At 69.1% G+C, this 16,648-nt stretch carries 23 protein-coding genes and 1 pseudogene; 11 read left to right on the top strand and 13 right to left on the bottom strand.

All coding sequences use genetic code 11. From position 1 onward, the window contains the following. Nucleotides 1–56: 56 nt before the first annotated feature. The 3 genes and pseudogenes from ACWGSM_RS06220 to ACWGSM_RS06210 form a co-directional block, all read right to left on the bottom strand. The gene (locus ACWGSM_RS06220; protein WP_452322065.1) at nt 57–383 is read right to left on the bottom strand and encodes an Rv3654c family TadE-like protein; all 327 of its coding nucleotides are present in this window, start codon (nt 381–383) and stop codon (nt 57–59) included. 46 nt (nt 384–429) lie between these two features. Next, nucleotides 430–783, bottom strand: coding sequence for a TadE family type IV pilus minor pilin (locus ACWGSM_RS06215; protein ID WP_452322064.1), 354 nt, complete (start codon nt 781–783; stop codon nt 430–432). Then, nucleotides 783–893 (bottom strand): annotated as a pseudogene (locus tag ACWGSM_RS06210) (DUF4244 domain-containing protein); the annotation flags it as partial. The pseudogene ACWGSM_RS06210 and the gene ACWGSM_RS06215, both read right to left, overlap by 1 nt. Before the next feature lie 23 nt (nt 894–916). Here ACWGSM_RS06210 and ACWGSM_RS06205 point away from each other — a divergent pair. Further along, nucleotides 917–2,428, top strand: a complete 1,512-nt coding sequence (locus ACWGSM_RS06205) for a recombinase family protein (protein WP_452322063.1) — start codon at nt 917–919, stop codon at nt 2,426–2,428. On the opposite strand, the gene ACWGSM_RS06200 is transcribed toward ACWGSM_RS06205, so the two are convergent. The 3 genes from ACWGSM_RS06200 to ACWGSM_RS06190 are packed head-to-tail and all read right to left on the bottom strand — an operon-like array spanning nt 2,425 to nt 3,340. After that, entirely contained in the window at nt 2,425–2,868 is a 444-nt protein-coding gene (locus tag ACWGSM_RS06200; RefSeq protein WP_452322062.1) for a hypothetical protein, read from the bottom strand. The genes ACWGSM_RS06205 and ACWGSM_RS06200 overlap by 4 nt on opposite strands. A 23-nt stretch (nt 2,869–2,891) precedes the next feature. Continuing rightward, nucleotides 2,892–3,077, bottom strand: coding sequence for a hypothetical protein (locus ACWGSM_RS06195; RefSeq protein WP_452322061.1), 186 nt, complete (start codon nt 3,075–3,077; stop codon nt 2,892–2,894). Beyond that, the gene (locus ACWGSM_RS06190) at nt 3,074–3,340 is read right to left on the bottom strand and encodes a hypothetical protein (RefSeq protein ID WP_452322060.1); all 267 of its coding nucleotides are present in this window, start codon (nt 3,338–3,340) and stop codon (nt 3,074–3,076) included. Before ACWGSM_RS06190 ends, ACWGSM_RS06195 begins: the two co-directional genes overlap by 4 nt. Before the next feature lie 684 nt (nt 3,341–4,024). On the opposite strand from ACWGSM_RS06190, the gene ACWGSM_RS06185 reads away from it, so the two are divergent. Genes ACWGSM_RS06185 through ACWGSM_RS06150 form a run of 8 tightly spaced genes read left to right on the top strand, consistent with a single transcriptional unit; the run spans nt 4,025 to nt 8,216 of the window. Then, complete coding sequence (locus ACWGSM_RS06185) at nt 4,025–4,171, top strand: hypothetical protein (RefSeq protein ID WP_452322059.1); 147 nt, start codon at nt 4,025–4,027, stop codon at nt 4,169–4,171. Beyond that, nucleotides 4,168–4,626 carry a hypothetical protein gene (locus ACWGSM_RS06180; protein ID WP_452322058.1) on the top strand — a complete coding sequence of 153 codons (459 nt, stop codon included), beginning with the start codon at nt 4,168–4,170 and terminating at the stop codon, nt 4,624–4,626. The genes ACWGSM_RS06185 and ACWGSM_RS06180 overlap by 4 nt, the downstream gene beginning before the upstream one ends. After that, nucleotides 4,623–6,026 (top strand): AAA family ATPase, encoded by a 1,404-nt coding sequence (locus tag ACWGSM_RS06175; RefSeq protein ID WP_452322057.1) that lies wholly within the window; start codon nt 4,623–4,625, stop codon nt 6,024–6,026. The genes ACWGSM_RS06180 and ACWGSM_RS06175 overlap by 4 nt, the downstream gene beginning before the upstream one ends. Before the next feature lie 2 nt (nt 6,027–6,028). Beyond that, a complete protein-coding gene (locus ACWGSM_RS06170) occupies nt 6,029–6,808 on the top strand; it encodes a hypothetical protein (protein WP_452322056.1) in 780 nt (259 codons plus the stop codon). Next, the gene (locus tag ACWGSM_RS06165; RefSeq protein ID WP_452322055.1) at nt 6,798–7,187 is read left to right on the top strand and encodes a hypothetical protein; all 390 of its coding nucleotides are present in this window, start codon (nt 6,798–6,800) and stop codon (nt 7,185–7,187) included. The genes ACWGSM_RS06170 and ACWGSM_RS06165 overlap by 11 nt, the downstream gene beginning before the upstream one ends. Next, complete coding sequence (locus ACWGSM_RS06160) at nt 7,184–7,489, top strand: hypothetical protein (protein ID WP_452322054.1); 306 nt, start codon at nt 7,184–7,186, stop codon at nt 7,487–7,489. Before ACWGSM_RS06165 ends, ACWGSM_RS06160 begins: the two co-directional genes overlap by 4 nt. After that, complete coding sequence (locus ACWGSM_RS06155) at nt 7,486–7,812, top strand: hypothetical protein (protein ID WP_452322053.1); 327 nt, start codon at nt 7,486–7,488, stop codon at nt 7,810–7,812. The genes ACWGSM_RS06160 and ACWGSM_RS06155 overlap by 4 nt, the downstream gene beginning before the upstream one ends. Then, nucleotides 7,809–8,216: a hypothetical protein gene (locus ACWGSM_RS06150; RefSeq protein WP_452322052.1), complete on the top strand. Its 408-nt coding sequence runs from the start codon at nt 7,809–7,811 to the stop codon at nt 8,214–8,216. Before ACWGSM_RS06155 ends, ACWGSM_RS06150 begins: the two co-directional genes overlap by 4 nt. 206 nt (nt 8,217–8,422) lie before the next feature. Here the strand turns inward: ACWGSM_RS06150 and ACWGSM_RS06145 are convergent, their stop codons facing one another. From ACWGSM_RS06145 to ACWGSM_RS06130, 4 genes are read right to left on the bottom strand one after another with little or no spacing between them, the layout of a single operon-like run. Further along, nucleotides 8,423–8,923, bottom strand: coding sequence for a hypothetical protein (locus tag ACWGSM_RS06145; protein WP_452322051.1), 501 nt, complete (start codon nt 8,921–8,923; stop codon nt 8,423–8,425). Nucleotides 8,924–8,942: 19 nt separating this feature from the next. Beyond that, nucleotides 8,943–9,074: a hypothetical protein gene (locus ACWGSM_RS06140; protein ID WP_452322050.1), complete on the bottom strand. Its 132-nt coding sequence runs from the start codon at nt 9,072–9,074 to the stop codon at nt 8,943–8,945. 45 nt (nt 9,075–9,119) lie between these two features. Then, nucleotides 9,120–10,019, bottom strand: coding sequence for a type II secretion system F family protein (locus ACWGSM_RS06135; RefSeq protein ID WP_452322049.1), 900 nt, complete (start codon nt 10,017–10,019; stop codon nt 9,120–9,122). Next, nucleotides 10,013–11,017 (bottom strand): TadA family conjugal transfer-associated ATPase, encoded by a 1,005-nt coding sequence (locus tag ACWGSM_RS06130; protein ID WP_452322048.1) that lies wholly within the window; start codon nt 11,015–11,017, stop codon nt 10,013–10,015. The genes ACWGSM_RS06135 and ACWGSM_RS06130 overlap by 7 nt, the downstream gene beginning before the upstream one ends. A gap of 358 nt (nt 11,018–11,375) precedes the next feature. On the opposite strand from ACWGSM_RS06130, the gene acs reads away from it, so the two are divergent. Further along, on the top strand, nt 11,376–13,346 hold the full coding sequence (acs, locus tag ACWGSM_RS06125) for an acetate--CoA ligase (RefSeq protein WP_452322047.1): 1,971 nt from the start codon (nt 11,376–11,378) through the stop codon (nt 13,344–13,346). Nucleotides 13,347–13,398: 52 nt separating this feature from the next. On the opposite strand, the gene ACWGSM_RS06120 is transcribed toward acs, so the two are convergent. Then, nucleotides 13,399–14,013 (bottom strand): TetR/AcrR family transcriptional regulator, encoded by a 615-nt coding sequence (locus ACWGSM_RS06120; protein ID WP_191712823.1) that lies wholly within the window; start codon nt 14,011–14,013, stop codon nt 13,399–13,401. A 79-nt stretch (nt 14,014–14,092) separates the two neighbouring features. Between ACWGSM_RS06120 and ACWGSM_RS06115 the strand changes: the two genes are divergently transcribed. Continuing rightward, nucleotides 14,093–15,979, top strand: a complete 1,887-nt coding sequence (locus tag ACWGSM_RS06115) for a hypothetical protein (RefSeq protein WP_452322046.1) — start codon at nt 14,093–14,095, stop codon at nt 15,977–15,979. Here ACWGSM_RS06115 and ACWGSM_RS06110 read toward each other — a convergent pair. Together ACWGSM_RS06110 and ACWGSM_RS06105 are read right to left on the bottom strand one after the other, a co-directional pair. Next, nucleotides 15,966–16,424 carry a RidA family protein gene (locus ACWGSM_RS06110; protein ID WP_452322045.1) on the bottom strand — a complete coding sequence of 153 codons (459 nt, stop codon included), beginning with the start codon at nt 16,422–16,424 and terminating at the stop codon, nt 15,966–15,968. The genes ACWGSM_RS06115 and ACWGSM_RS06110 overlap by 14 nt on opposite strands. Then, nucleotides 16,421–16,645 carry a hypothetical protein gene (locus tag ACWGSM_RS06105; RefSeq protein ID WP_452322044.1) on the bottom strand — a complete coding sequence of 75 codons (225 nt, stop codon included), beginning with the start codon at nt 16,643–16,645 and terminating at the stop codon, nt 16,421–16,423. The genes ACWGSM_RS06110 and ACWGSM_RS06105 overlap by 4 nt, the downstream gene beginning before the upstream one ends. Nucleotides 16,646–16,648: the final 3 nt, after the last annotated feature.

Here is a 16,648-nt window from a genome sequence, read left to right as displayed (position 1 = left end):
AGAGCTCGTCCGGCGAATCGGCTGACGCGCGGGCGGTGCGAGGGGGCGTCGCACGTTCAGCTTCTCGGGGGTCCCGCCCGGGCACGGGCGACGGCGACCAGTCCAGAGTACGCGGATCTGACCTCGACCGTCGCCGTGAGCGCGTCGACGGTGCACGAGACGAGCTCCGATCCGGATGCCAGGGCCACGCGCGCGGCGAGAGAGCAGGCATCCTCGCCGGTGGTGACGGCGCCCGACGCTGCGTCGGCTGCGGCGAGGGCGGCCGCATCGGCCGCGCCTGCGGCGCGCTGCGCCGTGACGGCTGCGCCGCCGACGGCGGCGAGCCCGAGCGAGAGGGTCGCCGCGACCGTGACCAGGCCGGCGGCGAGCGCTGTTCCGCTCATCGGGCTCTCCTGTCCGGGCAGCCGCCGGCCGCCCACGCGGGGCGCGTCACAGTCCACCCGCCAGCGCACAGCTCGACGCGCTCAGCGGCATCGAGATCAGGCGTCCGATGCGCAGGTCGAGCGACGCCGTCACGCACACCAGGTCGCCGGCGGATCGGGATGCCGACGACGCGCCGTCGACGGCATCCCGCACCACCGCCGCCGCCCGAGCGGTGCTCTCGCCCCGCCCCAGCAGGCGGGCAGCGTCCGCCGCCGCATCCTGCAGCGAGACCTGCGTCGCGGCGGCGCCGAGCGCGCCGACGCCGAACGCGACGGCGATCAGCGCCGCCGGGAGGGCGACCGCGAGCCCGGCGGCGACCGACCCGCGGTCGCCGCCGAGCAGGCGAGACGAACGTGGCATCAGGCGACCGTGAGTGCCCGCCGGACGAGATCCGTGAGGATGCCCCTCACCTCGTCGGAGCGCATGATCACGACGAGCAGGCCGGCGAACGCCACCGCCACCATTGTCGCATGCTTAGGGCAGACTTGACAGCATGACGCCGAAGACCCTCGCCCCGATCCGCGCCGCAATCTACGCGCGACAGTCCGTCGCCGCCGACGAGCTCATCGCGGATCAGATCGCACGGTGCGAAAGTCTCGCCGCGGCGAAAGGCTTCGAGGTGGTCGACGTCTATCGCGACAACAACGTGAGCGGATACAAGGCGCGCGACGAGGGCACGGCGTTCTCTCGCATGCTGAACGATGCCCGGGCCGGCCGCTTCGACGTGGTTGTCGTTCGCAAGCTCGACCGCCTCGGGCGTTCACTCGCCGCGCTTGAGTCGTTCGCCGCCGCGCGGGTGGCTGTCGTCACTATCGACGAGAACATCGACCTCACCACGGTCAACGGGCGACTCATGGCGAACCTGCTGACATCGGTGGCGCGAGCCGAAGTCGAGATCAAAGCCGAGCGTCGCGTGAATGCGAACAACGCCCGACGACAGCGCGAAGCCGGCGCGGTGCCGACATCGGGTCGCGTCCCGTACGGCTATCGGTGGGTGCCGACAGCCGATCGCGGCGAAAAGGGCACCGCGTATGTGCTGGACGGGGAGAAGGGCGCCCCTGGCACGGCAGCGGAACGCGACGACAACCGAGCCGCGGACGTGCGCGAGATCTTCGACGCGTTCCTCGCAGGCGTCCCGCTCGGGTCGATCGCTCGTGACCTGAACGCCCGAGGGCGACGCACGATCCCGACGAAGCGGCATCCCGAAGGTGTCCCCTTCTCCCCGACGACGGTGCGACGCATGCTCATGTCGCCCTACTACTGTGCCCGGATGCCCGCCGAAGCCGCCGAGAAGTACGATCAGCGCGCCCTCACGCGAAAGACGACGACGCCGGGCGCGTGGCCCGCGATCGTCAGCGTCGAAGAATGGGAAGAGGCGAAGAAGCGGCTCGAGCATCCCGAGCGCAAGACGTCACCCGGCCCGGCGCGACGCTGGCTTCTCTCCGGTATCGCCGTCTGCGGTGTCGATGGATGCGGTCTGCCCATCCGCGCGGGCGGCGGCGAGAAGGGCGTCCAGTCGTACCGCTGCGCGTCGATGAAACACTTCATGCGACGAGGCGCCCCGCTCGATGAGTTCGTCGAGCGGGTCATCATCGCGCGGCTGTCGCGGCCGGATGCCGTCAACCTGCTCGACGAGCGCGAACGCCACGACGTCAGCGCGCTCAGGGACGAGCGGCGACGCCTCGAGGCATCCATCCGTCAGTACGGCGACGACGAGCAGGACGGCCTCATCGACCGCGCCGAACGGGTACGGCTCACCCGACGAGCGAACGCGCGTATCGCCGAGGTCGACGAGAAGCTTCGCTCAGGCGTCGACACGAGCGCGCTCGGCGAGATCGTCGGGAGTGAAGACGTTGCGGCGACGTGGCATGCGCTCACCCTCGGTCGCCGTCGCGCGATCGTCGAAGCGCTCGTCACGCCCGTCGTCTACTCGGTCGGGCAAGGGAACCGGCGACGGATGAGCGACGAGGCTATGTCGAAGACCGTGCGCTTCGACTGGCACTAGCGCGCGTTGGGGTCGGCCTCGCGACGACGAAGCTCGATCGCGTTATTCTCGAGCGCAGCCTTGAGCTCGGCGACCTCTGCCCGCAACTTACTCATGTCATCGGTTCCACCGTGCATCGCGAGCGTTGCCGACCTGATCGTCATCGATGCCGCTCCGAGACGCGCCTCGGCGTGGCCCAGGAGTGTCTTAAGTCGACGGCGGTCGACTTTCAGCCGCTCGATCTCGAACTCTTCCCCCTTCTTGAGTGCGCTGTTCTGTTTCAGCTGACCAGGGATCGCAAAGAAGACGAGGCCGAGGCCGATGATCGCGACAGCGAAGCCAATCACGACCACGACATCGCCGACCGTCCGATTCTCGATGAGGGCAGGGATGCCGGCGAGTGCGGCGACAGCAAGGCCGAGGCCGAGCACCGAGAAAGCAACGGTCATGCGGGTAGTCATGCGGTGAGCCTAGCGATTCTCACTCAGCCGCCGCGGATGCTCGGGCCGTCGAAGTCGGGCGGGATGACCACGGCGTCGAGCTCTGCCGAGTGATCCTCGAGGCGGCCGCACGACGGACAGCGGAACCCTCGCGGATCGTCGCGCATCACCACGCCACACGCCGGGCACCGCGGCTGCGCCACGTCGTCGAGCAGGTCGTCGCCGGTCATGGGATGAGGATGAGGCTGGCGACGGCGGTGAGCGCCACGCCGAGCCCGACCGCCGCGAACTCGGCGACAGCCCACCACGCATCGCGGCGAGCAGCAGGGACGGCGACATCGGGGTCGACGAGCGCCTTGACCGCTGTGTGCGTGAGCGTCGTCTTCGTCGCCGCGCTGTACTTGACGGCAGTACGGATAACGGCGACGGCGGGGCCGGCGAGCGCGAACAGCGCGCCGACGATGAACAGCACGCGGGCGGTGTCCTCGATCATGCGACGAGCCTAGCGCCGGGCCGGATAACTCGACCGGGTACGCCCTATTAGCGACAGCGGGCGCCGTTGCTTATCCGGCGTACCCGGGACGGATAACAGGTGCGCGCGCGGCGGCGTGCTTATCCTGCTCGCGACAGATGGATAAGGGCGACGGCACGCTCGAGAAAACCGCTCGCGTTCAGCCTCGGTGCTCACTATCCGCAACGAGCGCGAGACATAGGCGCGTTGGGTGCGAAGTTACTCCGGATTTGCGATCCGGAGTAAACGGCGTCACTCCGGATACTCCGCGTGACGCGCTGCGCGCCCGGACTAAATATATCCGCGTGATTACGGGGTTTTTGGCGACTCACTCCGGATACTCCGAATGCTCCGTTTACTCCGTCCGGATGATCCCCCCCTATAAGGGGGATCCGGCCCGGACTGAACAGCGGACGGTCAACGGTCGAGAAGAGATAACAAGCAACCTCGAGAAGAGATAGCGCTAGGCGAGCCCTGAAAGTGTCGTGCTGGCAGGCCGAACTATTCGGCTAGTAGTTGGCTAACAGCTAATCACAAACGCATAACGGTACGCAGAATGCACTACCCATGGCTTTACATCGGTCAATGCGGGACATAAGTTAAAGATCGTCAGCACACCCCTTGCCCCGTAACGCGAGACGAAGAGCACTACGGGAAAGGCTGACAATGAACGACCACGAGATCCGCGGGATCGTCACGACACGACGTGATGACGTCGTGGCCGACATCGCCCGCCAGGCGCCGCCGATGAGCGAGTCCGTCCGCGGTCGCGTCGCTCAGCTTCTCGCTGCACCGAAGCCGGTCGCATCATGACCGGCACGCCCGAACAGGGTCGCCGCGACGCCGAGAAGCGGTGGGCGAAGTACCGCGCCGACCGCATCGCTCGAGGATTGCCGCCGACCGTGCGAGAAGAGCGCGGACGCAAGCCCGACCGCTTCACTGATCCCGACGAGCGCGCACACTGGGAAGCTCGCGCCGATGAGGCCGGCCTGTTCGGGGAGAAGGCGACGGCGACGCAGCGCCACCTGATCGCATACCGCTTCGCTCAGGCATCCGCCGCCGAGCTCGCGCAGCAGATCGCGGCACGCGGCGCGGATGCCACCCTCTCGAGCGTCGACGAGCGCATCGCCTACTACGAGGCCGAGCTTCGTCGCCTCGACGCCGCGGATGCAGCAGACGCCATGCGCGCGAAGGATCGCGCTGACTACCGCGCCGAGATCGAGAACGCCCTCGCCGACATTCACTTCCTCGAGGGGCGCGTCTCGTGAACATCACCGCCCATCCGATCTCGCGCGCCGACGCCGAGAGTGACCTCGCGAAGATCCTCGCCGGCATCACGTCCGTCGACCCGTTGCAGGTCGAGGCGGCAGGGAACGCGATCGCGCGGCGCGTGCCGGCCGAATACGTCGATGCGCGTACCGCGTGGAAGCGCACGCGCGACGCGGCGCCAGTCGCGCAGCCCGACGAGGTGCGGGACATGAAGAAGGCCTTCAAGCGCGGCTACCGGAAGGGCGCCTATCAGCGTCAGACCGCGCCGCTCACGCCCGTCAGCAAGCTCGCCGACGCAGCGGACTACGAAGAGCGGAAGAACCGCAAGCGCGAAGACCGGCAGATGGTGCGCGAGCTCGTCGACGAAGAGAACGACCGTCCGCCGATCTCCGAGGGGATGCTCGATTTCGCCGGGCTAGTGGATGGGCCGCCGCTTCGTCCACTCGTCGCCGGCGTGCTGGACCTGGACACAGTCGCACTGTTGTACGCGCCGCCGGCCACGTTCAAGACGTTCCTCGCGCTGTGGATCGCCGCGTGCGTCGCCCTCGGCAAGCCGTGGGCCGGTCGCTCGGTCGAGCAGGGGTCGGTGCTGTACGTACTCACCGAAGGTGTCGCCGGTGCTCGTAAGCGAGCCGCGGCCCTCGCGTGGTTGCTCAACAAGGGGCGACCGATCCCTGACTTCTTCGTCTACCCGGCGCCGGTCAACCTCATGAGCGACGCCGACGTCGCCGAGCTCGCAGCGTTTGTGCGCGATCGCGGCATCCGGCTCGTCGTGCTCGACACGCTCGTCAAGGTGGCCGGGGGCGCGGAAGAGAACAACAACACCGAGATGACTCGCGTCACCAGCGCCGCCGAGCAGATCAAGCGTGCCGGCGACGGTGAGACGACGGTCATGCTCGTGCATCACGCCGGAAAGAATGGCGATTTGCGGGGCGCGAGCGCGCTCCTCGGCAACTTCGACACAGTGCTCAGGCTGGACGGCGACGCGGGCATGCTCACCCTCTCGGCGGACAAGCAGAAGGACGCTGCACCCGGCGAGATCCTTCGCCTTCGTGCTCGCCCGGTCGCCGAGTTCGACACTCTCGTGCTCGAGGCGCTGGCACCCGGTCAGGGGCAGCCGTCCGGGGCTCAGGCCGCGCGCGTCGAGGAATCGCTCGCGCACTTCGTCCGCGCATTCAGTGAGACGGGCTCGACAGTCACGCAGTTCGTCGACTTGCTCGTCGAAGCGGGCACCGCGAAGAAGACGGCGGCGCACGAGTACGTCAATGAGCTCGTCAAGACGGGTCGCCTCAAGAAGATCACCGCGGGTCGAGGCTCGCGCCTCGAGCTCGCGCCCGAGCGCGCGACATTCGCACTCCCGAACGACACCGACAAGAAGCACGACACGAAGGAGAAATGACCATGGCCGGTTACCACGCAGCAGGGCGACGCATCGACCTCGGCGCACCTGAGGGCATCGCCGACGCGGCTACCCGCGAGACGTACATTCGCCTCGGCGAGATCACGACGAAGCGACAGGGCTTCGAGCGCGACGACATGATGCTCGACGAGCAGCTTCGCGACGCACTCAACGCACAGCCCGCCGGCGTCGCCGATGCCCTGTGGGCGGGCGAGTCTGTCGACGAAGGGCTCGCCGACGATACGGCCGGCATCGACGCACTTCGAGCCGAGAAGGCGCGCGTCGCGAAGCTGCTCGGCGCGGCGCGCGAAGCCGAGCGGCTCGGCGTCGTCAAGCTGAACGCAGCACTCGACGAGGCCGCGCCCGAGATCGCGAAGGCGAGTCTTCGCAAGCTCGCCACCCTGCCCGCGAAGCTTGCCATGGTCGAGCGCGTGCTCGCCGAGGTGATGGACGTGCACGACGGCACGGCCGGCCTGATCCACCTTCTCGAGGAACGCACCACTCAGGGCGGCGCGCTCACCGTTCGGCACATCATGCAGACCCCGCGGGTCGAGCTCGGGCTCGCTCAGGAGCATGTGCGCCAGGCTGTCGCCAAGCTCGCGAACGAGATCGAGGCGGCGAAGGCGACGCTCAAGCCGCTCAAGACTGCGAAGCGGGACAGGAAGACCGCGGTCGCGCCCGAGGTCGTCAGCGAGGCGCACAGCCCCGCGCAGACGGCACCCGAGCCCGTCGCCGCCCCTGCACTCGGCGACCTGATGATCGGCGCCGACGATGACGACTGAGCGCACGCCGTTCACGCCGCTCGCGCCGGTCGCGATCGACGGCGACGTCGATGACGACTTCGGGCCCGTCGACCTGGACACCGCGATCCTCGGCTACCTGATCCGCGGCGAGCGTCGTGACCGCATCGCCGAGCACCTGCACATCACGCGCGCCGAGGTCGATAAGCGCATCGCCGACAACGCCGAGATCAGCGAGGCCGAATCGCTCGTCGAACAGGAATGGGTCGTGCGTGAGAAGATCCGCGACCTGACGCGACAGGCGTCCGCGCCGGGAACGTACTCGGACGACGTGGCGCGGCTGACGGTGTTGCTCAAGCTCGCCGAGCTCGAGGTCACGCTGATCGGCTGGTCGCGTCAGTCGAGGGGGTGGACACCATGAGCGTCAAGCGACCCCGCCGACACCGCTACGACAGCGAACCCGCCTACCTGCTCGCGTGCCTTCGCTACCTGGACGCCAAGTATCCGGGGCGCGAGGGGCAGCGCCAGCGGGTCGCCGCGTGGCAGCGGTGGCACGACGAGCCCGACCTCGACGCTCTGCGCGAGCGGATCGTCGCCCTGATCGACAACGACAACCCGACGCCGGCCGACGACGCGGAATTCGACCGTCTCGTCGCCGCATGGAAGGCACGGCGCCGGATGATACACCCCACCCCCGACACGACCGAGAGGAACAACTCATGAGCACGGCATCCGAACAGGCAGGGGCATACCTCGCCGGTAACACCCGCCGCACCGAGCGCACCGCGAAAGTGCACGGCGAGACGGGCGACTACAAGCGTCTGCGCGAACTCATCGGCAAAGACGACCTCACGGCTGACGAGAACGCCGAGTTCACCGCGCTCGCCGAGAAGCGCCGCGCCGGCACGCTCGAGGGCTCGCCTCGTCGCCAGGTGTACGAACGCCAGAGCGTCGGGGGCGAGCGAGACGGCGACGGCATCGGACGCGCCGAGCGCGGGCCGACAGCGAGCGAACAGGCCGCGCGGATGCTGCAAGGGCGTGGATGATGCGTCGTAGCTCACGGCAAGGCGCGATCCCCAGCGAGCTCGGCGACCTCATCGACGAGCTTGACGACGTGCAGCGTCGTCTACGCATCCTCGAGGCGCCCTCGGGCGAGGCCCTCGGGAACACGGTCGCGAAGCTCGCCGCGCTCGTCGCCGACATTCAAGCGCAGCTTGACGCATGGGCCGCGGGGCGGCGCACCGACGCACAGACTGACGCGATCATCGACCAGAAGGTCGCCGCCTACGTCGCTGCCGTTCTCGCGGGGAACGTCGCAATCGGCGGCGAGCTTCGCGTCGAAGGCGCCGTCGTGCTCCCCACTGTCCGAAGCACCGACCTCTCGTCGGCGCCCAACCGCGTGACCGTGTGGCAGGCCGGCCCCGGCGACGCGCGACTTGGCCACACATGATTGCGCACGCGTGCCGGACGGACTACAGCCGCGAGACGGGAACGCTCGTGGTGTGCACGTGCGGTTTCGTCGTCGGCCCGTTCACCGAGCGCGACAGGGCGCACGAGGTCGCACGAGAACACCGGCGCGCGCACGAGCCGCAACGGCGCCGATAGACAAAGAAGCCCCGCCGAGGATCACGCTCGGCGGGGCTTCTTCGTGCTCGGTCAGCGTTCCTCGTGGCGGATCGTGACCCGTTCTTCCGCGGGGATGCGAGCGAGCATCGCCTCGAGCTCGGCGTCGACCTGCTCGCGAGTGGACAGGGGCGCGACGATGATCGTCTCGGCGGCGTCCAAGCCGAGCAGCTTCGCCTCTCGCGTGTGGATGTCGAGCAGTAGCTTCGCCGCGTCCTTATCGAGCACGCCGTCGCCCGCCGCCTTCGCGAGCGCCGCCTGTGCCAGGCGCGACAGTTGGTCGAGCTCGGCGATCTGCCGCTCGCGCGCGGTGATCGCGTTCGCCTCGAGAAGCGGCTTCATCCGGTCGCGGTAGCCGTCGAGGCGCTGCTTCACGACGTACTCACTCAGCGCGTAACCGAGCCCGCCCTCACTCTCGGGCAGGGCCGAGCGCCGCGCCATGTCGACGTACGTGAGCCGCTGTCGCCAGCCGTCATACGCCCATTCCTGTTCGCGCAGTACGCGCACCGCGATCAACTCGCTCCGTCGCCCCATCGCCGGACCTCCATATCCGCTAATTTGTCTCTACAGTGGCCATCGTCGTGATCGCGTATTCGGCTGTGGCTGCTCCCGTCTCGTCGGTGAACAGTTCGGCTGCGCGGCTTCGGGTGAGCGGGGGCAGCGGGTCGATGCAGGGTGCGGTCATGGTGTTCCTTCTCTCTCGTGCGGGGCGGCTCTCGCCCTCGACGTCTCAGATGGGCAGGGGTGTCGAGGCGAGCACGCTGAGCATGAGCGGTGCGACCCCGAGCAGGAGGAATGCGGGCAGCGTGCAGGCGCCCAGCGGCAGCAGCAGCTTCGACGAGAGCCGCGCGGCGCGGACTCGCCCTCGCACGCGCGACTCGTGGCGCTGCTGTGCCGCCGTCGCGCGCAGCAGCTCACCGGCCGGCACACCGGCCGAGCGCGACAGCTCCAGGACCGCGTCCGTGCTGCTGCGATCGTCCGACAGGGTGGCAGGGCTGTGCTCGACGAGCCGCAGCGCGCGCGGGATGCCGACGCCGCCGGCGAGCGCGACCGCGACCAGTTCGGCGTGCATGCCGGGTGTGCCCGCCGTCGGCTGCGCGGCCCGCACCATGCGTGCCGTCCACCAGCGCGCCACGAGGACCAGGGCGAGGCCGAGCACGACGCAGGCGACGCCGAACGGGTTGCTCACCAGCACGCCGATCGTGTCGAAACCCAGCGCGAATCCCAGGAGCAGTCCGGCGAACGGCAGCCAGAGCAGCAGTCGCGCAGTGCCGGTGGGCTCGGCCAGCGCGACCCGCACGTCGTCCGTCGCGGACGCGGCATCCTGCAGCGATTCCGACAGCGCCCGCAGCACGTCGGCCAGCGGTGCACCGACGGTCGTCGCGATCTCCCAGGCGGCTGCGACATCCGACCATGCGCCGCCTTCCGCGTCGATCGCCCCCACGAGCTCGGCCCCGGCATCGACGCGCGCGACGACGCGCGCCGCGACGGCGTCGCCGGTGTCGGCGAGGTGCCGCCACGCCGTGTGCGGCCGGGCTCCCGCCTGCAGCAGCACGGCGAGGGTGCGCACCGCGGCCGCCGCACGCGGGGCATCGTCCGGGTCCGGATGCCGGCGCCGCCACCTCACCACGGCTGCACCTCCTCCATGGCCAGCCGATCGCCGCGCATCACGAACCGGCCGGCGTGCGCGATGCGCCGGCGCCCGTCGGTGCTGCGCTCCAGATGCAGCACGATCGTGAAGGCGCTGACCACCTGTCGCGCCAGGGCCGTGGCATCCATTCCGGCGAGTGCCCCGAGTGCCTCCATGCGTGCCGGCACATCGGCCAGCCCCGAGGCGTGCAGCGTTCCCGCGCCCCCGTCGTGCCCGGTGTTCAAGGCGGTCAGCAGCTCACGCACCTCCTCGCCACGGCACTCGCCGACGACGAGCCGATCGGGGCGCATCCGCAGCGACTCCCGCACGAGCATCGCGAGGGTGATACGGCCGGCGCCCTCGAGATTCGCCTGGCGTGCTTCGAGCGAGATGTGATGAGGATGCCGGGGGCGCAGCTCGGCGACGTCCTCGATGGTGACGATCCGCTCCCCCGCACCCACGTGCGACAGCAAGGCCGCGAGCAGCGTCGTCTTGCCCGTGCCGGTTCCGCCGGTGATCAGCACGTTCGCACGATCGCGCACCAGCTTCGCCAGCCAGGCCCGCTGCGCCCCGGTGAACGTGCCCGTCGCGGCGAGCGCGTCGAGGTCGGCGCCGAGCACGCGGGGAATGCGCACCGACAGGGCGGTGCCGTTCACCGAGACCGGCGCGAGTACGGCATGCACGCGGATGGCCGAGGCGAGCCGCACGTCGACGCAGGGCGACTGGTCATCGAGGTGGCGTCCGCCTGCGGCGACGAGGGCGACCGCGAGGTCGCGCACCTCGCGCTCCGACGCGCGCCACGCCGGCACCCGCTCGGCGCCGCGACCGCGATCGACGTAGAGGCCGTCCGCACCGTTGACGAAGATATCCGTCACCGCAGGGTCGCGCACGTGCTCGGCGAGGGCGCCGAGGGCAGGGTCCACGTCGACCTCGGCGCCCTGATGAGCGCCGATGCGGGCGTCGGACTGCCGCGGTCGGAGGACGAACGGTTCGGGCATGCGACGACGTTAGGCGCGTCTTCCCGCGCGGCGAATCCCGATTGCCAGGCGATGTGCACAACTGCCCCGACCGCGGCACTGTGCAGACAGATCCCGGCGGCACTCCGCAGACGGACAGGCGGCACCTCACGGGGGGAATGAGGTGCCGCCTCGCGCCGCCCGGTACGAGGGGGCATCCGGGCGCGCTGAAGCCGTAAACGAATTCGGCTGAGGTCAGTGTATGCACGCGCCCCGCGCCACGGCAAACCATTTTCACTACCGACTTTCGACAGTAGGCGGCACCCTCCTTCGGGACTAGATTCGCCGTGTCACGGTCGTGTCCCTGCACGATCACCCGACCGCGCAAAGGAGCGAGTGCATGAGCAGCCAGATCGACCACCTCCTCGACGAGGCCCGTAGATTCCCGCCGTCAGAGGAGTTCGTCGCCCAGTCGATCGACGACCCGGCGCTCTACGAGCGGGCTGCGGCCGACCGTGAGTCGTTCTGGGGCGAGCAGGCCCGGGAGAGCGTGCACTGGCACACGCCGTTCACGCAGGTGCTCGACTGGTCGAACCCGCCGTTCGCGAAGTGGTTCGACGACGGTGAGCTCAACGTCGCCTACAACTGCCTCGACCGCCACGTCGAAGCCGGCAACGGCGACCGCGTGGCCATCCTCTGGGAGGGCGAACCGGGCGACGAGCGTCGCATCACGTACGCCGAGCTCACCGACGAGGTCAAGCGCACCGCCAATGTGCTGCAGAACCTCGGCATCGGTCACGGCGACCGCGTCGCCATCTACCTGCCGATGATCCCCGAGGCCGTCATCTCCATGCTCGCCGTGGCGCGCCTCGGCGCCGTCCACTCCGTCGTCTTCGGCGGGTTCAGCGCCGACAGCCTGCGCTCCCGGATCGACGACGCCGGAGCCAAGCTCGTGATCACCGCCGACGGCGGCTACCGCAAGGGCAAGGTGTCGGCGCTCAAGCCCGCCGTCGACCTGGCGCTCAGCGACCGCAACGGCGAAGGCGAGCAGCAGACCGTCGAGCACGTGCTCGTCGTCAAGCGCGGCGAGAACCAGGTCGATTGGAACGACGAGCGCGACATCTGGTGGCACGACGTGGTGCCGCAGGCATCCGGCGATCACGAGGCGCAGTCCTTCCCCGCCGAGAACCCGCTGTTCATCCTGTACACCTCGGGCACGACCGGAAAACCGAAGGGCATCCTGCACACCTCGGGCGGCTACCTGGTGCAGGCCGCGTACACGCACAAGTACGTCTTCGACCTGCATCCCGAGTCCGACGTGTTCTGGTGCACCGCCGACATCGGCTGGGTCACCGGGCACAGCTACGTCACCTACGGTCCGCTGGCCAACGGCGCGACCCAGGTGCTCTTCGAGGGCACGCCCGACTCGCCGCACCCCGGACGCTGGTGGGAGCTCATCGAGAAGTACGGCGTGACGATCTTCTACACCGCGCCGACGGCGATCCGCTCGTTCATGAAGCTCGGTCGTCAGATCCCGCAGAAGTTCGACCTGTCGAGCCTGCGCCTGCTCGGCTCGGTGGGCGAGCCCATCAACCCCGAGGCGTGGATGTGGTACCGCGAGGTGATCGGCGCGGGCGCGACTCCGATCGTCGACACGTGGTGGCAGACCGAGACCGGGGCGATCATGGTCTCCCCCCTCCCCGGCATCACCGCCACCAAGCCCGGTTCAGCGCAGGTGCCCATCCCGGGCGTCTCGATCGATGTCGTCGATGACGACGGCAACGAGGTCGGCAACGGCAATGGCGGGCTGCTGGTGATCACCGAGCCGTGGCCGAGCATGCTGCGCGGCATCTGGGGCGATCCGGAGCGGTTCAAGGAGACCTACTGGGAGAAGTTCCAGGACAAGGGGTACTACTTCGCCGGTGACGGCGCGCGTCTCGACGAGGACGGCGATCTGTGGCTGCTCGGCCGCGTCGACGACGTGATGAATGTGTCTGGCCACCGCCTGTCGACGACCGAGATCGAGTCGTCGATCGTCGCGCACGAGGCCACCGCCGAGGCGGCCGTGGTCGGCGCGTCGGATGAGACCACCGGGCAGGCCGTGGTCGCGTTCGTGATCATCAAGCAGAGCTACCTCGAGGTGCATTCGCCCGAGGGCCTGGCGACGCTGCTGCGCGGCTGGGTCGGCGAGCAGATCGGCCCGATCGCCCGTCCGCGCGATGTCTACATCGTGAACGAGCTGCCGAAGACCCGCTCCGGCAAGATCATGCGTCGTCTGCTGCGGGATGTCGCCGAGGGCCGCGAGGTCGGCGACACGACGACGCTGGCCGACACCATGGTGATGAGCACCATCACCAGTCAGGTCAAGTAGTTCCTGAGGATCGCCGAGGCGCCATCACCGTCGAAGCGAGCACTGAGCGTGCTCAGCCGTCGGGCAGGCTGATCCTGGCCATCCGCTCGCGCACGGTCCGGAAGTGGGCGACATCGAACGGCAACTCACCGCCCTCATCGCCCACGAGGCGCATAACCTCGTCGCCGAGCGCGATCGAGAAGCCCACTGTCATCCTGGCTTCGGTCTCGGGATCCGCGTCAGCGAGTCGAGCCGACTCGGGGTGCTCACGAAGCCAGTCGGCGATGACGTTCTCGAGGCCCTGCCTGCTCTCGTGACTGGTCCAGGACACGGCGTTCGTGGTTCCCGGTTCCCGTATGAACAGCGCGAAGCGCTTCCGCGTCAGCTCGTCGTCGACCTGGCCACGCACCGACTCCATCACGATGAGGCAGGCTGCGACGACCAGGTCTCGGGAATGCTGAGCCAGCACGCGCGCGGTGAGATCAGGGTCGTATGACAGCGGCGCCCCGAAGATCGCCTGGTCGAGAGACGGGAAGTAGTTGAAGAACGTGCTGCGCGACATCATCGCCGTGGCGCACACGCGGTCGACGGTGACAGCACCGATCCCCTCCTCGTAGGCGAGATCGACGGCGGCCTGCTCCATCAACCGTCTGGCGGCATGCATTTTGGCCTCACGAAGTCGGCTCATCCCCATCCTCCCGGAAGACACAAGTGTAACCGCAAATTTTGGCTTGTATCTATCTTTGGACTCAGTCCATACTGGTGCGATGCATCCTCTCCGCACTGCGCAGCGCAGCGCCTCCTCCCCCTTCGGGCGGACGTCGGGCGCCGTCGCCATTGCCGCCGGCATGATCATCGCGGCCCTGCCGCCCGTGGCGTATGCGTCCGCCGTGTCGACTCCCATCACCATCGAGGCGACCATCAGCGACGGCACCGACACTGCGGCGCTCGCGGGCGTCGCTGTCACTGTGCGCGGGCCCTCCGTCGACGGAGCGGTGCTCGCATCCGGCACCACGAGAGCCGATGGCACCGTCTCCCTCGACATCGAGGCGAGCCCCACCGTCGACGGCGATCAGCGCTCCTTCGTGGCGGATGCCGTGTGGCCGGGTGCACAGGGAGAACTCGAGCGCACCGAGGCTCAGACGGAATTCACCCTCGATAGCGACTCCGTCTCGGTCACGTTCTGGGGCAGTTTCGCCACCATCACCGGAACGGTCTCCGCGACGGCGGATGGTGCACCAGTCGCCGACCTGCAGGGATCGACGCTCGCGATCCTCAGCGGAGACGTCGAGGTGCAGCGTGTGCCTCTCGCCGCTGACGGCAGGTTCACGAGCGGAGCGGTCCCGGCCACCGCCGACGACGATTACAGGCTGGCGCTGACCCCGCCGCCCGGGCTCGTGCTGGCGGCAGAGCAACCCGCCAACCCGCCCTTTCGCGTCGCCGCAGCGCAGCCGGGAATCGACGTCGATCGAGAGTTCGCACTGGTGTCCGACAGCGTCGCTCCCACACCCACGCCGGCTCCGACACCCACACCTACTCCGACACCGACTCCGACTCCGACTCCGACCCCGACCCCGACCCCCACTCCGACTCCTTCCCCTGCACCCACCCCCGCACCGACGGTTCCCGTTCCCGCTCCGACGCACGCGGCCGCCTACGTATACCCCGGCATCCCCCTGTTCTCCCGACCCGTCTCGAGCGCGCTGGGCACCTCCCCCGACACCGTGCTGGACTCCGTCATCGACGCAGCTCAGCGCGCGAACGGCGACCCCGTCGCACTCATGAGCGACGCCGGCCAGGTTCTGGGCTTCGCGCAGGACACTGACCGAGCGGACGGGATCCCGCCCGTGAACAGCCTGCTTGACCGGATGACAGGCCTGCGGCAGACCGGATCCGTGATCGCCACCGCAGACCTGGAGAACGTCATGCTGATGCTGCAGGACACCCGGGCGTCGTTGCAGGAGCAGCAGCTGGGCTCACAGCTCTCCGAGGTGCATGAACGCAATCGAGCCATCGCCGCATCTGTCGATGCGGTCGCGGCTCTCGAAGCGTATGGACGCGCACCCTCCCGTGCCGGGTTCGACGCTGCTGCCGCTGCCCTGCGTGGCGCGTCGATGACACACCCCTTCCAGGATCTCTACAGGGACGGCGAGCCCGACCCCACGGCCGGACGGGTTCAGGCAGCTGCGGCCGCGGCCGCACTGCGCGCCCAGCTGGACGTCGCACGCAACTCCCAGCAGATGGACATGCTGCGGCTGCAGCCGCTGATGACCAGGCAGGCAGAGGGCGTGGATCTGATGACGTCGTTCGTCGAGAAGGTCCGAAGCACCCGCTCGAGCGTGATCGGGACGATGCGGTCCGCTCCTATCGCACTCGGATCAGTGCAATGGCGGGAGGGCGACGCAGCCGACGCCTTCGATCTGAGCGCCGTACCCGACGGCGACCACCACCTGATCCTGCACTTCGCCGAGACCGGATTCAGCGCCATCACCCCCGTCCACGTCGATCGCGCGGCCCTGGCGGCGACCGGCGCAGACTCCCCCACCACCGCGGCGTGGGTGGGGGCGGGGCTGATCTTGGCGGGGATTCTGATCTTCGCCAGCCCCTCGCTGAGGCGAGCAGCGGCGGCAAGGGGGCAGCTCAGGCGAGGATGAAGGTGACCTCGACCTCGACGGGGGTGTCGAGCGGCAGGCTCGCCACCCCGACGGCCGCGCGGGCGTGCTGCCCTGCGTCGCCGAAGATCTCGCCGAGCACGTTGCTGGCGCCGTTGACGACGGCCGGCTGACCGGTGAAGGTGGGGTCGGATGCCACGAAGCCGCCCACGCGCAGCACACCGGCGAGCCGGTCGACACCTCCGGCCGCCTGCGCGGCGGCGGCCAGCGCGTTCAGCGCGCACGTGCGGGCGTAGCCCTGGGCATCCGCCGCCTCGATCTCGGCGCCGACCTTCCCGGTCGCCGGCAGGGCCCCGTCGACGAACGGCAGCTGCCCGGAGGTGTAGACGAGACCGCCGTGGACGACGGCCGGGACGTATGCGGCGACGGGAGCGGCCACGGCGGGCAGCTCGAGGCCGAGCTCAGCGAGGCGGGCGGAGACGCTCATCGGCTCTCCCCCTCGAACTGGCGGGATGCCTCGGCCGCGGCGGCGAGGCCCGCGTTGGTGGTCGAATCCTGCGTGACGGGACGCTTCAGGTAGGCGACGAGACCCCCCTCCGGGCCCGGCACGACCTGCACGAGCTCCCACCCCTGCTTGCCCCAGTTGTTGAGGATCGCCGCCGTGTTGTGGATCAGCAGCGGCGTGGTCAGATACTCCCACGTGATCATGGC

It is taken from the genome of Microbacterium sp. NPDC055521 (genome assembly GCF_053619695.1).
Note: the sequence above shows the minus strand (reverse complement) of the source record. Positions and strands in the feature narration are given on the sequence as shown.